11 protein-coding genes and 1 other annotated feature are annotated in these 15643 nt (G+C 38.7%); of the genes, 9 read left to right on the forward strand and 2 right to left on the reverse strand.

Features of this window, described 5'->3' with window-relative positions; all coding sequences use genetic code 11:
• The first annotated feature begins 183 nt into the window (after nt 1-183).
• Entirely contained in the window at nt 184-1257 is a 1074-nt protein-coding gene (locus B096_RS0106075) for an NAD/NADP octopine/nopaline dehydrogenase family protein (protein WP_018579867.1), read from the forward strand.
• Between the two features lie 52 nt (nt 1258-1309).
• On the opposite strand, the gene B096_RS0106080 is transcribed toward B096_RS0106075, so the two are convergent.
• Nucleotides 1310-2452 carry a TraB/GumN family protein gene (locus B096_RS0106080; protein WP_018579868.1) on the reverse strand — a complete coding sequence of 381 codons (1143 nt, stop codon included), beginning with the start codon at nt 2450-2452 and terminating at the stop codon, nt 1310-1312.
• A gap of 159 nt (nt 2453-2611) precedes the next feature.
• Here B096_RS0106080 and B096_RS09630 point away from each other — a divergent pair, with 159 nt between their 5' ends.
• Complete coding sequence (locus B096_RS09630; protein ID WP_018579869.1) at nt 2612-2986, forward strand: helix-turn-helix domain-containing protein; 375 nt, start codon at nt 2612-2614, stop codon at nt 2984-2986.
• Nucleotides 2987-3011: 25 nt separating this feature from the next.
• On the opposite strand, the gene B096_RS0106090 is transcribed toward B096_RS09630, so the two are convergent.
• Nucleotides 3012-3317, reverse strand: coding sequence for a hypothetical protein (locus B096_RS0106090; protein ID WP_018579870.1), 306 nt, complete (start codon nt 3315-3317; stop codon nt 3012-3014).
• Nucleotides 3318-3424: 107 nt separating this feature from the next.
• Here B096_RS0106090 and B096_RS0106095 point away from each other — a divergent pair, with 107 nt between their 5' ends.
• The 7 genes from B096_RS0106095 to rpoC all read left to right on the forward strand — a co-directional run bounded on the left by B096_RS0106095 (nt 3425) and on the right by rpoC (nt 15594).
• Complete coding sequence (locus B096_RS0106095) at nt 3425-4114, forward strand: response regulator transcription factor (protein WP_018579871.1); 690 nt, start codon at nt 3425-3427, stop codon at nt 4112-4114.
• Nucleotides 4104-5627 (forward strand): sensor histidine kinase, encoded by a 1524-nt coding sequence (locus tag B096_RS09635; RefSeq protein ID WP_018579872.1) that lies wholly within the window; start codon nt 4104-4106, stop codon nt 5625-5627. Before B096_RS0106095 ends, B096_RS09635 begins: the two co-directional genes overlap by 11 nt.
• Nucleotides 5628-5859: 232 nt before the next feature.
• Nucleotides 5860-5974: a sequence feature (ribosomal protein L10 leader region), on the forward strand.
• A 33-nt stretch (nt 5975-6007) separates the two neighbouring features.
• Nucleotides 6008-6580, forward strand: coding sequence for a 50S ribosomal protein L10 (rplJ, locus tag B096_RS0106105; protein WP_018579873.1), 573 nt, complete (start codon nt 6008-6010; stop codon nt 6578-6580).
• 23 nt (nt 6581-6603) lie between these two features.
• Complete coding sequence (rplL, locus tag B096_RS0106110; protein WP_003775867.1) at nt 6604-6975, forward strand: 50S ribosomal protein L7/L12; 372 nt, start codon at nt 6604-6606, stop codon at nt 6973-6975.
• Nucleotides 6976-6999: 24 nt separating this feature from the next.
• Nucleotides 7000-7584, forward strand: a complete 585-nt coding sequence (locus B096_RS0106115) for a class I SAM-dependent methyltransferase (protein ID WP_018579874.1) — start codon at nt 7000-7002, stop codon at nt 7582-7584.
• Between the two features lie 97 nt (nt 7585-7681).
• Nucleotides 7682-11800 carry a DNA-directed RNA polymerase subunit beta gene (gene rpoB, locus B096_RS0106120; protein WP_018579875.1) on the forward strand — a complete coding sequence of 1373 codons (4119 nt, stop codon included), beginning with the start codon at nt 7682-7684 and terminating at the stop codon, nt 11798-11800.
• A gap of 17 nt (nt 11801-11817) precedes the next feature.
• On the forward strand, nt 11818-15594 hold the full coding sequence (gene rpoC / locus B096_RS0106125; RefSeq protein ID WP_018579876.1) for a DNA-directed RNA polymerase subunit beta': 3777 nt from the start codon (nt 11818-11820) through the stop codon (nt 15592-15594).
• Nucleotides 15595-15643: the final 49 nt, after the last annotated feature.

The following is a 15643-nucleotide window of genomic DNA, read 5'->3' on the forward strand; positions in this document are numbered from 1 at the left end:
TAGAATCAGAAATAATGCGGGCCAAAGATTTAGTTTTCTCTCCCTTTTATTGGGTGGCAAATCACACGATGTACGAGTCAGATTCTTTAGAATTTGAAGCGTCGTTACATAAACGATGCTTCCTATTACATAAATACATTTGGTCCGCGAATCGATTTATAATAGGATTGAAAGGTGGGATTGATGATGAAACATATTGCAGTAATTGGTGGAGGTAACGGTGCCCACGCAGCGGCAGCGGATTTAACGCTTAAAGGATTTTCTGTAACGATGATTGAAGATATACGGTTTAAACATAATATGCAAACTGTCTTTGATACACAGTGCATCAAGGTAAGCGGAGTTGTGGAGGGTGAAGCACATCTTACTGCCATTACAACGGACTTACAAGCGGGCATTGCGGATGCGGAAGTCATTCTTGTGGCGGTACCGGCTTTTGCGCATAAAGATTATGCGTATCGATTAGCACCATGTTTAACGGAAGGGCAAGTAGTTTTTATTGTTCCTGGAACATTTGGCAGTTTGATTTTCAAAAAAGCAATGCAAGATGTAGGCAATACGGCTCATGTAGTTTTTGCGGAAGCTCATACACTTCCGTATGCAACGCGGATTATCGAGCCAGGTCATGTCATGATTATGAGTCGTTTTAATCCTCTCAAGGTTGGTGTACTCCCTGCCTCAAAAACAGATGAGACGTGTACACTTCTCTCGCATTTGTATGAAGGATTAGTTTCGGTGGAAAGTGTTATTGCGTGTGGTCTCAATAGTTTGAACCCGGTCATTCACGTACCCGGTTGTGTCCTTAATGCAGGCCGTATTGAAGTAGCACAAGGGGAATTTTATTTCTATACAGAAGGGTTTACGGCTAGTGTTGTTCGTACAACAGAAGCATTGGATCAAGAGCGAATTCAAGTTTTGGAAGCGTTTGGTTATCATGCGGAATCTGTAAATAAGGGTGTTGGTGGTCCAAAGGCATCCGACGATTTAAAACAAGTTATATCTGGAAATCCAAGTTTTGCATCCATTAAAGGTCCCGCAGATGTGAAGGGACGATATTATGCGGAAGATATCCCCTTTGGTCTTGCGACATGGGCAAAATTAGCGCGTCATATTGGAGTAGAAACGGCAACGATGTCGAGTCTAGTTACCTTGGGTACTTCAATCTTGGAAAAAGATTGTTGGTTACTTGGGCCTGATATGGACGATTTGGGTCTGACAGATATGAATATTGAACAGATCAAACAATATATCCAATAATAAAAATACATCCAATAAAAAAGTGTGGCTAATTCCAAGCCACACTTTTTCTTTATTTAAAGAGCGAACCAATCATATTACCGCCAGCGATAAATGTACCAATAGAGCTGAGTAAAGACGTAGCAATAAAGATGAGTAGAATGCGAAGCACTTTATTTTTATACCACATTTTCGGCTTAGTCGCATGTTCGGACAACGCGTCAAAGTCTTCGAAGGTCGGAGGGCGTTGATAAGCCTCCATCAGGCCTGCAAACATACCAACTCCTAATACAGGAGATAATGTACCAATCCATGCCGTTAGCGCGGTGGTAAGGATTGTGAGGGGGTGTGCTAAACAAAGGATCGCTCCAAGCGTAGCGAGACCGCCGCTTAAACCAAACCAAATTATTAAATCGTTTAAAGCCATCTGAGGACTTTTGAGTGTCAGAATAATCAGAAGGGCTACCAAGATACCAGGAACAATCCATCCTGAAATATTGAAACGCTTCTTTGGTGGTAGTTGATTTAATTCATAAATGGAATGTTCCTCTTCAAGTGCGTCGATAATACCATCAGTATGAGCGGCACCAATTACAATGACAATCCGTTGTGCTGATAAATGCTTGATTTTTTCGGCCATAAAGTAATTACGCTCATGAAGAAGGCTTTTGGAAATAGCGGGCAGTTTTTCATCCAACTCACGTACCGACTCATATAATAAATCGCTTTCTTTTAAGTTTTCCACATCATCGGCAGAAACATTATCATCTTCGAAGACACTAAAGATTAGTGTAGTAAGCAATGAAATTTTTTTAAAGAAACTAAGATTGCCCCAGATTCGTTTGAAGGTTATTTGAACATCGCGATCAATGTAATGAACCGAAGCATCAACTGCTCTCGCGCTTTCGATGGCTTGTTTCATTTCTTGACCTACGGATGTATCAAGGTCATCCGCTAATTTTTTTTGGTAGGACGAGAGCACGAGGGTCGCAATGAATGCCCCCACCCGTTTACTTTTAATTATTTGCTTGATATCCACTTCTTTATACTTATCCGATTCCATAAGGTTACGCGCGCGATTATCGTCTAATTCAATACAAACCGCGTCGGGTTGTACCCTTTCAATTGTTTCTTTGACATCAAGGACGGATTGTTTAGAAACATGTGCAGTGGAAACAAAGAAGAGTGTTTTATCTTTATAGTTTATTGTTTTCATAAGGTACCTCGTAGCATTATCATACCAAATTATGAATGGGAGCAATAGGACCCTTCATGGAATTAAAGGTAAAGATTAAGATTACTTAAGAATATAAAGGGTTAATGATATATTTTTTTCATTTCTTGTCGATTATAATCAACATGAGGGGTGATCTCAATGTTAGACTATAATTTAAAAAAGATTCGTTTAAATCGAAAATTAACACAACGAGAGCTAGCGGAACGTGTAAATTATTCTCAACAAGCTGTGGCGAAGTGGGAAGTGGGGGTTTCGAATCCAGATATTTCAAACCTTGTAAAGATATGTGAAGAATTAAATATATCGATTGAATGTCTTCTGTGTCGTAAACCAGATCATATGCAAGACTTTGATGAATGGAGTTTACATCTAGCGTTGTATCATGTCTTGAACCTATGTGGTACACATCATGAACTTGGCTTTAATGTTCGTGAACTTGATGAGATCAGCAAGGTAAGTTTAATTAATGAATTAGTCGGATTTTTACGAAAAAAAGCCCTTTTAATGAAGTGAAAAACCTATCTTTGATAGGTTTTTTTTAGTGATGCTTGCGATTTTGATGTTTTTGTCCGCGATGGTCACTGTTTTGATGCTTGGGTTGGTTATTGCATGTTCCTTCGTGTCTACGAGAACATTCTTCGGGATTTTGCACGCAGTCGAATCGGTCAGTGGTTTCACGATCAAGGTGAGGGCAATCCTTGGGGCAGTCCTGATTGTGCTCACGTCTGTGGATTGGGGTTTGTGGTATGTCCGCTGCATTAACGGAAGTTGGATTGAGTAAGATTCCGATTAAACCTCCAAAGAGTGTTAAACAAATTGTCGTAATCATAATTTTTTTGCTCATAATATTCTCCTTTCTATCGCTAGTCTATCGCGAAAGTATGGCGAAATCGTGTCGTTTTGTCACAAGTGAAAAAAAGTCCCGTGATATAATTGAGACAGGTGATCTATATGGATAAAATATTAATCGCGGATGATAACCCTACGATCTTGAGTATAATCGAAAAATATTGTGAAGATGCTGGCTTTAACGTTGAAGTAGCCTACAATGGCGAAGAGGCGTTAGACCTATTTGCAAAGCATTCTTTTTGTCTTGTGATTTTAGATGTCATGATGCCTTTTATCGATGGATTTGAAGTATGCAAGAATATAAGGAAAACCTCTAATATTCCAATTATTATGGTAACGGCTCGCGGTGAGGATTATGAGCGCATTATGGGTTTAGATATGGGAGCCGATGATTATATTGTTAAGCCATTTATTCCCGGAGAACTCATGGCACGTGTGAGAGCCATCTTGAGACGGGTGGGAAACGACGCATCGATTCATCAAAAAACAATTGAGAACATTACTGTAGACTTAGATAAATTTGAAGCAATGATTGATTCAAAGCCTGTTTCTTTAACGAAAAAAGAAATTGAAATTTTGTGGACAATGATGCAAAATCCTGAGCGCGTCTATACGCGTGATCAACTGTTGGATCTTGTTTGGGGCGATGACTACCTTGGGGATTATCGTACGGTGGATACGCACATTAAACGTTTGCGTGCGAAGATTAATCATCATAATCATCCAACATGGGATATTAGCACTGTGTGGGGTATCGGATATAAATTTGAGGTTTACAATCATGAAACATAAACTTACCCAAAAATTAATTGCCTATTTCACAATTCCGCTGGTCATTTTTGTGCTAGTCTTAGGACTCATATTTACAAATATGTATCGCAAAAATATAATCAAACGAACCCAGGTAGAGTTAGTTGAACGCGCGGATACAATTGCAAGCTCGCTTTCAACCTATTTAGAGCGTCGCCAAGTAGAAGATGTTACACGTAACAATCGGCACCAAAATCACGGCATGAATCGGGAACGGGATTTTAATCAATATTTAGAAGTTGTTGATAAAATTGCGATGAGTGAGGTATGGATTATTGATGCGACGATGCAAACTGTGAGTGTGGGGCATGGCAGCAAGGCGGTTGATTTTGAATCGATTCCACTTGATGGGGAAACTATGATCCGAGAAGCGTTGGCAGGAAATACAATTCAAAGTGAAGGCTTCAGCCCCTTACTGAATAACCAATCCATTTCAGTTGGGGTTCCCGTGCGAAATTCAAATGAAGAAGTTATTGCGGCCGTTCTTTTGCACAGTGCTGTTTCAGGGATCCAGGAAACAGTACAAGAAGGGTATCTTGTTCTGGCGATAGGTATGGGGTTTGCCTTAATGACTGCGGTAGTTGTTGCGTTCTTTTTATCAAAGAAATTTGTTAAACCAATCTTGATTATGGACGAAGTTTCTCAAAAAATGATTGAAGGCGATTATCAGGTTCAAACACATATTAATCAAAACGATGAGATTGGGGGATTATCGAAAACATTAGATACCTTATCATTGCGGCTTCAAGAGGTCGAGACTGAGCGAATGAATTTTGATCAATTGCGTCAAGATTTTTTTGCGGACATTTCGCATGAATTGAGAACGCCGATAACAGTTCTTAGAGGTTCGTTAGAGGCATTTAACGATGGTATCATCCATGATAAAAATGAACAACAATTGTATTTCAACCAAATGCTTTTAGAAGTGGCACAGCTTCAAAAACTTGTGGACGATTTATTGGATTTATCTCGATTGAATCGTACTGAATTTAAGCTCACCTATGAAGTGTTTGCGTTAAATGATGTTATGACAGATAGTGTACGGAGCATGAATACAATTGCGAAAGCAAATGATGTAACTTTAGAAGTACACATAAAGCCCGAAATTTACATGTTTGAAGGGGATTATGCACGCATCCGTCAAATGTTGATGATTGTCATGGATAATGCAATTAAATTTTCACCACCAAATGATAAGGTCTCAATTTCATTAAATAAAACAAACGACACGGTCGAGATGGTGATTCGAGATCGTGGCGCAGGAATTGCGGATGAGACCTACGAGCACATTTTTAATCGCTTCTATACTTCGTCCAAAGATAATGAATCTGGAATCGGTATTGGACTTGCGATTGCGAAACGGATTGCGGATTTACATAATATTAATATTAAGGTAGAGAATGATCATGGGGCAGTTTTTAGATTCTTTTTCCAAACCGCTAAGCCGGGGTTAAAATCTGAATTTGAATCGCTTTGTTCATTTTCAAAAAGGTGATGCAGGAATGCCTTTTAGCTCAGAGTGCATTCCTTGATACGAGGTACTACGTTTAATGATAGTGGCACGAAATGTAGCAAGCGTTATATACGAAAACACTTAAACCAAAATCGTGATTGATTCTTTTAAGGGATTAAGAATTGCAATCTATTAGGAGCCGGTGTACAAAAAATCAAAGTGAAAATACGATAAATGATTTAATTCTTGACTTTTTTATTAAAGTTGGTAGAATATCTATGTTATCAATTAACCAAAGACAGTAACGGGGAAACCTTAATTACGTTACCGAGGTGAAAGTATAAAACTTTTGAACCTGTCTTTTGTATGGGTTTATTTTTTTGGTTTAATTTGATTTCCGAGATCGAATGGAGGTGAATCATTTGCGTACAGAAATTTTAGAAAATAAAAAAGCTGTTGTTGCAGAGATTCAAGAAAAAGTAATGAACGCCGGATCAACAGTTGTTGTTGAATACCGTGGACTAACCGTAGATCAAATGACTGAACTACGTCGTCAACTTCGTGCAGAAAACGTTGAATTTAAAGTTTATAAAAACTCAATGTTCCAACGCGCTGTCGAAGGCACAGACTTTGAAGGTTTAAAATCCGAATTAACAGGACCTAACGGTGTTGCGTTTGGAGAAGATGCTGTTGCACCTGCTCGAGTATTAGCTAACTTCGCTAAGAAGAACAAAAAGTTAATCCTTAAAGCTGGTATCGTTGACGGTAACTTAGTAGACCAAGAAGAAATCAAAGAACTCTCAGCATTACCAAACCACGATGGCATGGTTGCTATGTTGGCTGGTATGTTCCAATCACCAATCCGAAGCTTTGCTTACGCTGTATCACAAGTTGCTGAACAACGTGCAGAAGGCGGAGAAGTTGTTGAAGAAGCAGCAGTTGCTGAAGAAGCACCTGTTGTAGAAGAAGTAAAAGAAGAAGCTACAGAAGCTTAATTTAAATAGGAGGAAATATTAAGATGGCAAAATTAACATCAGAAGAACTAATCGCTTCCCTAAAGGAAATGACAATCTTAGAATTAAATGAATTAGTAAAAGCAATCGAAGAAGAATTCGGAGTTTCAGCAGCAGCACCAGTTGCAGTTGCAGCAGCAGCAGACGCTGGCGAAGAAGAAGGACCAAGCGAAGTTTCAGTAATCTTGAAAGAAATCTCAGGTTCAAAAGTTGGAGTTATCAAAGCATTACGCGACATCACAGGTTTAGGTATGATGGAAGCTAAAGCATTAGTTGACGGAGCACCAACAGCAATTAAAGAAAACATCAAACCAGCAGAAGCAGAAGAAATCAAAGCTAAACTCGTTGAAGCTGGCGCAGTTGTAGAAGTTAAATAATTAACACGTTAAGAAGGATATTCTGTGAGTCATTACTTTACAGACAATTCTAATTTAAAGAAAAACCGGAGAGATATCCCTTTCCGGTTTTTAGACATTAATTTTTCGGTTATCTCGGATGATGGGGTTTTCTCGAAAGATGGTCTCGATCGTGGTACCGAATCGTTACTGAAGGTTTGCGTAAACCAACCCCTTAAAGGGAAGGTTGCGGACTTAGGTTGTGGTATTGGGGTTGTTGGAGTTATTCTTTCGCATTTCTTTAGTAATATCGAAATGACGGGTGTTGATGTGAATCCACGCTCGGTTGAACTCGCCAATATAAACTATGAAAAATATAATGTGAACGGAATTAATAAAATTCAAGACGGACTGGATGGGATGTATGATTATGTCATTAGTAATCCGCCCATTCGAGTTGGTAAGGAAAAAATGTATTCTTTATTCGATAATGCTTACGATGTATTAAACGAAGGTGGGATGTTTATCTTTGTGATTCGTAAGTCACATGGAGCGAAATCTGCGCAAGCGAAATGTGTAGAATTATTTGGTAATTGCGAGTTATTGAAGAAAGAAAAGGGATATTACATCTATTGTGCCTCAAAACGTTGACTATAGTCCACATTAGTGATAATATATATAATTGCATAATAGTGGATTTATGCGCGTTTTTTTGGTTGTTTAAAAAGTACAGGAAAGGATGGCATAAATGGAGAAAAACCAAGTATATAGTGTAAAGAAATTTGGTAATAAGGCTACCCGTCGTGATTACTCTCAAGTTAGTGGAACCTTAGAATTGCCTAATTTGGTAGAAATTCAAACGGATGCGTATGAATGGTTTAAAAACGAGGGACTCTTTGAAGTTTTTAACGAAATCTATCCTATTCAAAGCTATAATGAAAATGTAAAATTAAAGTTCATGGATTATTCATTTGGTGAACCTAAATATAACGTAGATGAGTGCCGATCACGCGAAGCAAACTATGCAGCGCCTCTTCGAGCAACAATGCGTCTAGAAGTAATTAACAAACAAACTGGTGAAGTGATTGAAAAAGAAGAAGAGGTGTTCCTCGGAGATCTTCCTTTAATGACAGAAACTGGAACCTTTATTATTAATGGAGCGGAACGAGTTATTGTTTCGCAAATTGTGCGTTCTCCTGGAGCGTATTTTAAATCTGAAAATGATGATAAAACTGGCCGTGATACATTCATGTCCGAATTGATTCCAAGTCGTGGTACTTGGTTAGAATTTATGAGTGATGACCGTAAAGCCGCAAATGGTCGCGTTGTTAACATGAAAGTTGACCGTAAACGTACGATTGTTTCAACAATTCTTTTCAAGGCATTTGGTTTAAGTCTTGATTTACAAGAAGGTGAAGATGCGTTCGATACACACTCATTCAAAACGTTCTTAAATGCTATGAATTTACCTGTTTATGATGAATGGGAAGAAATTGATAGCGAAAAACGTGAATTCTTAACTTTATATGCGTTACTCTATACAGCATTCTTCGGAAACTATCCTGAGATTGTTAACTCATTAGTATTAGATAAGACTGTTACGTTTGAAGATTCATTACGCGTAATGTATGAAAACCAACGTGCTGATGAAATTCCTACAACAGACGGTGCTATCAACTTAATGAACGCGAAGTTCTTAGATCCACGCCGTTATGACCTCAATAAAGCAGGTCGCTATAAAATTCATAAAAAACTCGAAGTTTACAATCGTGTAAACGGAACGATTCTTACAAATGACATTAAAGATATTAATGGAAATGTTGTATTTGAAAAAGGGACACACATTACACGTCGTGATGATGTCTTAAAATTACGTGATGTATTACGCGAAGGTGGATACATGAACGTATTCCCACTTAAGAATATTTTCTCAGCACCAGATGTTCGTGACATTACGGTTGATGGAAATATTCATTTAGTTGGACGTATCTTATCAAAAGATGTTGATGGTGATGATTTTGAATTTGAGCGTGGAACTGTTCTTACAGCTCAAGACCTTGAAACCTTAAAGGGTGAAGATATTCAAATTTACACTGGTATTATGGCAAAAGAAGTTGTTGTAACGAAAGATAACGTATGGGCAGTGTTGAACTACTCACAACGTTTATACACAGTTGGACGAATTCTTGATGCTTCTGGAGCAGATATGATGTCTGCAAAAGGTAATTTAGTTGCTGATCGTTTCACACCAAATTACAATGTACCTAAAATTAATAAAACAAATGAAAAACTGATTGTTGAATCATTGGAAGATGGACCTGTAACATTATGGTTAGTTGGTGCCGCAATGCAAGAATTATTCGTTGCTCAAGAAGATGACGAAGAAGAAATTGTTAAAATTGTTGGTATTGACCCATTACTAGAAAAAACGACAATTGTGGCATCAGATATTTATGCTACATACTCATATTTCTTAAACTTCATTGATGGTGTTGGTAATGAAGACGATATTGACCAATTAGGTAACCGTCGTATTCGTACAGTTGGAGAATTAATCCAAAACCAATTCCGTATCGGTTTAAGCCGTATGGAACGCGTTGTTAAGGAACGTATGTCAATCTCTTCAGATTCATCAAACTTAACACCTAAAAATCTTACAAACGTTCGTCCACTGACAGCGATGGTTAAAGAGTTCTTCTCTTCATCACAATTGTCACAATTTATGGACCAATTGAACCCACTTGCTGAGCTTACAAATAAACGTCGTATTTCAGCTTTAGGACCGGGTGGACTTACTCGTGACCGTGCTGGTTTCGAAGTTCGAGATGTTCATACATCACACTACGGTCGTATTTGTCCGATTGAAACACCTGAAGGACCAAACATTGGTTTGATCTCTAACCTTACATCTTATGGAAAACTTGATAAATATGGATTTATTCAAACGCCATATCGAATTGTTACGCCAGATGGAACCGTTACGGAAGAAATTATCTATCTTTCAGCGGACGATGAGTTCGAATATGTTATTGCCCAAGCGAATGAAGTTCAAGATCACAAACTTGTGAACGAAGAAGTTGTTGTTCGTTACCGTGGTGAAAACATTCTTGCACACCGTGATACTGTTGAATTGATTGACGTTAGTCCTAAACAAATTGTTTCTGTTGCGACAGCAGCGATTCCATTCTTGGAAAATGATGATGCGTCACGTGCTCTTATGGGTGCCAACATGCAACGTCAAGCTGTTCCACTTTTAAAACCTAACTCACCTTACGTTGGTACGGGTATTGAACACCGTATTGCGAAAGACTCAGGAAGTGCAGTAATTTGTCATGAAGACGGAATTGTTTCTTATGTCGATGCCAACCGCGTTATTGTAAACGGCGTATCAGGTAAGGAACGTACATATTTATTACAAAAATTCAGACGTTCAAACCAAGGTACATGTATTAACCAAAAACCTTTAGTAGCTCTTGGTGAAAAAGTCTCAGATGGAGATATTCTTGCGGATGGACCATCGATGCAAAATGGTGAACTTGCTCTTGGACAAAACGTTACGGTCGCATTTATGACATGGAACGGTTATAACTATGAGGATGCGATCATCATGAGTGAGCGCCTTGTAAAAGAAGACGTTTATACTTCAATTCATATTGAGGAATATACTCTTGAAGTTCGTGAGACAAAGCTCGGACCTGAAGAAATAACACGAGATATACCAAACGTTAGTGAAGTCGCATGTCGTCATCTTGATGCACGCGGAATCGTAATGATTGGTGCAGAAGTTAAAGAAGGCGATATCCTTGTAGGTAAAGTTACACCTAAAGGACAAAGCGAAATCTCACCTGAAGAAAAATTATTGCTTGCAATCTTTGGTGAAAAATCACGTGAAGTACGTGATAACTCACTCAAAGTACCACACGGTGGATCGGGTATTGTTCAAGATATCAAAATCTTTAGCCGTTCAGAAGGTCATGACTTACCACCTGGAGTAAGTGAATCTGTTAAGGTTTACATCGTTCAAAAACGTAAAATCCATGAAGGTGACAAGATGGCTGGACGTCACGGTAATAAAGGGGTTATCTCTAAGATTCTTCCTGTAGAAGATATGCCATACATGGAAGATGGTACACCAGTTGATATCATGCTTAACCCACTAGGGGTTCCAAGTCGTATGAACATTGGACAAATCTTAGAATTACACCTTGGTATTGCAGCTAAGAATTTAAATATTAAATTTGCGACAAGTGTTTTTGATGGTATTGAGACGGATGAACTCTTCAATATCATGAAAGAAGGTAATGTCTCTCCAGATGGTAAGATGGTACTCTTCGATGGACAAACAGGAGAACGTTATGATGAACGTATTTCTGTGGGTGTTATGTACATGCTTAAGTTATCCCATATGATTGACGATAAACTTCATGCTCGTGCAACAGGTCCATACTCACTTGTTACACAACAACCACTTGGTGGTAAAGCACAAAATGGTGGACAAAGATTTGGAGAAATGGAAGTTTGGGCACTTTATGCATATGGTGCAGCGAACACACTTCAAGAAATCCTTACAATTAAGTCGGATGACGTTAATGGACGTACGAAGACCTATGCCGCTATTCAAAATGGTGAAGATATTCCTGAACCAGGAATTCCAGAATCATTCCGAGTACTTAAACATGAACTCCAAGCACTTGCACTTGATGTAAAATTCTTGGATGAAAATAGAGAAGAAATCAAAGAAAGTCTTGTAGATGGTGATGAAGAAGTTGCTTCAGCACCATCCCAAGATGTTCCACAACCAGAAATCGTTGTGGAAATCGAAGAAACTAATGAGGTTGAGTCACTTAACCTTGATGAGCAAGCGTAGAAGGAGGCGGTAATCTCATGAGTATTAATAATTTTGACGCAATTCAACTCGCTTTAGCATCCCCTGAGCGCATTCTAGAATGGTCTCATGGCGAAGTAAAGAAACCAGAAACAATTAATTACCGTTCACAAAAACCGGAACGAGACGGATTATTCTGTGAAAAGATTTTTGGTCCTACAAAGGACTGGGAATGTTACTGTGGTAAGTACAAGAAGGTACGTTACCGTGGAGTTATTTGTGACCGTTGTGGTGTTGAAGTAACGAAATCAGCTGTACGTCGTGAACGTATGGGACATATTACTTTAGCTGCCCCAGTAGCACATATTTGGTATTTACGTGGTATTCCATCACGTATGAGTTTATTATTAAACATTACGCCTAAAATTTTAGAAGAAGTTGTATACTTTGTTAAATGGGTTATTGTTGATCCAAAGAAATCTGGATTACAATACAAACAAATTATTGATGACCGCGAATATCGCGAATATATCAATCAATACGGACCAAACGGTTTCGTAGCCCAAGCAGGGGGAGAAGGTATCAAATCCTTGCTTGAAAATATAGATTTAGAAAAAGAACGTAATGAAATTCTTGAGTTATTAGAAACTGCTAAAGGGGATAAACGTAAGAAGTTAATTCGACGTCTTGAAACTGTAGAAGCATTTATTAATTCTGATAATATGCCAGAATGGATGGTACTGACTGAACTTCCAGTTATTCCACCAGATTTACGTCCAATGTTACAACTTGATGGTGGTCGTTTCGCTGCTTCAGATGCAAATGATTTATACCGTCGCGTTATTACACGTAACAATCGTTTAAAACGATTACTTGAAATGGGAACACCACAAGTTATTGTTCAAAATGAAAAACGTATGCTCCAAGAAGCTGTAGATGCGTTAATCGATAATGGTCGTCGCTCAAAACCTGTTACAGGTGCTGGTGGACGTCCGCTAAAATCACTTTCACACAGTCTTAAAGGGAAACAAGGTCGTTTCCGTGCCAACTTACTTGGTAAACGTGTAGACTTCTCCGGTCGTTCAGTAATCGCTGTTGGACCAGATCTCAAGATGTATGAATGTGGTATTCCTAAAGAGATGGCAATTCAACTCTTTAAACCATTTGTAGTTAATGAAATGAAAGTACGTGGTATTAGTAATAATGCTAAAGCTGCTGAAAAACTGATTGAACGTCAAGACCCACGTGTTTGGGATATTGTTGAAGAAGTAATTCAAGATCACCCTGTGCTCTTAAACCGTGCCCCTACACTTCACCGTCTTGGTATTCAAGCCTTTAAACCAAAAATGATTGAAGGTCGTGCAATTCGTCTTCACCCACTCGTAACACCTGCGTTTAACGCGGACTTTGATGGTGACCAAATGGCGGTACACGTTCCATTATCAGAAATGGCACAGGCAGAAGCAGAACTCTTGATGCTTGGTTCAAGAAATATTCTTGGTCCAAAAGATGGTAAACCAATTGTTACGCCATCACAAGATATGGTTCTTGGTAACTTCTACTTAAACATGGAAGAAACCCCAGAAGAATTTGAAGAAAAAGCCTTACAATGTGAAGCTCGTGGTGATATGGAAGAAGGCGCTAAATGGCGTCGCTTTGGTGAAAACCAAGGGAAAGCATTCCGCGATATTAACGAAGCACAACTTGCTTACGAACATGGTTTGATTCACTTACATACACGTATTTGTGTTCGTGCATCATCAATCAAAAAATCAACACTCAGTGCAAAACAAAATGAAATGTACTTAGTGACAACGCTCGGTAAACTTATCTTTAATGATATGTTCCCAAGTGACTTCCCATACTTAAATGAAGTATCTGCTGATAACTTTAAAGCAACACCTGATAAATTCTTTGTTGCTATGGGACAAGATGTTCGCGAAATCATCAGTGCAATGCCATTGAATAATGATTTCAAGAAAAAAGATCTCGAGAAAATCATCAAAGAAATCTTTGATCGTTACTCAATCGATAAAACAGCAGAAATCTTAGACAATATTAAAGATCTTGGTTTCCGTTATTCAACAGTTGCAGGGATGACCGTTGCACTTAGCGACATCAACGTTGCACCGAATAAGGAAAAATATGTTGAAGAAGGTAAAGAACAAGCTGCAAAATTAATGAAACAATACAAACGTGGTCGTTTAACTGCTCAAGAGTGGGAAGGTAAACTGATGACACTTTGGGATGGTATTAAGAGTCGTGTTGGGTCTGAATTAATGGCCGAGCTTGCTCGTAAAAACCCAATTAACATGATGGCTACATCAGGTGCTCGTGGTAACGTTTCAAACTTTACGCAATTATCCGGTATGCGTGGTTTAATGGGTAAACCTACTCAATCTAAATCAAAAGCTGGCTATCAATCATCAATTATTGAGGTTCCTATTTACTCATCATTCCGTGAAGGTCTAAACGTTAGTGAATTCTTCGTTTCAACCCATGGTGTGCGTAAAGGACTTACCGATACTGCGCTTAAAACAGCGGAGTCCGGATATCTTACACGTCGTCTTGTTGACGTTGCGCAAGATGTTACAATCGTTGAAGATGATTGTTTCAGTGACAATGGCTTCCTTGTTGAAGAAATTGTTGACCGTAAATCAAATACAGTTGTAGAATCCTTACATGATCGTCTTGTTGGACGTTACATTAAAGAAACAATTGTTGATCCAAAAACAAAAGAAGTTATTATTGAAGAAGATGAATACATCGATGAATTTGTTGCTAAACGAATTGTAAATTCTGGTATCAAACAAGTTCGTATTCGTTCTGTATTCTCATGTGAATCAAAACATGGAATCTGTAAAAAATGTTACGGACGTAACATGGCTACAGGTGAAATTGTTGAGGTTGGTGAAGCAGTCGGTATCGTTGCTGCTCAATCAATCGGGGAACCTGGTACACAGCTAACCATGCGTACATTCCACACCGGTGGGGTTGCGGTTGCTGGTGGTGAAGATATCACTCAAGGTCTTCCACGTGTTGAAGAACTCTTCGAAGCACGTTCACCAAAACTTGGTGCGGCTATTTCTGAAATCGCTGGACGTATTACGGATATCCGTAATGCTGAAGATGGATTTGGATATATCATCACCGTTTCAAACGACAAAACATCCGTTGAGCATCATACATTACCACATCAACCCGCTCGTGCTTGGTTGAAAGTTGGTTCTGAAGTTGCAGCAGGTGAAAAACTTACAGAAGGTTCCGTAGATCCTAAGAAACTTATGGAATATGCTGGTCGTTTGGATGTTCAAAAATACATTCTTAAAGAAGTTAAGAAAGTTTACCAAAGTGGTGGTATCGAAATCTCAGATAAGCACATTGAAGTTATGGTTAACCAAATGATGCGTAAGGTTATCGTAATTGACGGACAAGACACAGGAATTTCTCCAGGTGTTCAAATGCACGTTGATAACATGACCCAAATTAATGAAGATATCCTCATGGAAGGCAAGAACCCTGCACGTTATCGTCCAGTGTTACTTGGTATTTCGAAAGCTTCTGTTGAAACAGAATCATTCTTGTCAGCTGCTTCATTCCAAGAAACTACAAAGGTTCTTACTGATGCAGCAATCAAATCGAAGATTGACCCACTTATGGGACTTAAAGAAAATGTTATCATTGGTAAGAAAATTCCAGCGGGAACAGGATCTGAGTTATACCGTGAGTCAACCGAAATGGTTAAAGAACTTGCAGCAATAAAACGTGAAGCACGTATTGAGCGCAACACAATTGAAGAAGAAGATTCCGTTATCAGCGAAATTATTCGTGGATAATTTGAATTTAAAAGAATTCGTGAACTAAAAAAGAAGCCCTATGTCCCAT

Source organism: Erysipelothrix tonsillarum DSM 14972, from assembly GCF_000373785.1.
GTDB classification, from domain to species: domain Bacteria; phylum Bacillota_I; class Bacilli_A; order Erysipelotrichales; family Erysipelotrichaceae; genus Erysipelothrix; species Erysipelothrix tonsillarum.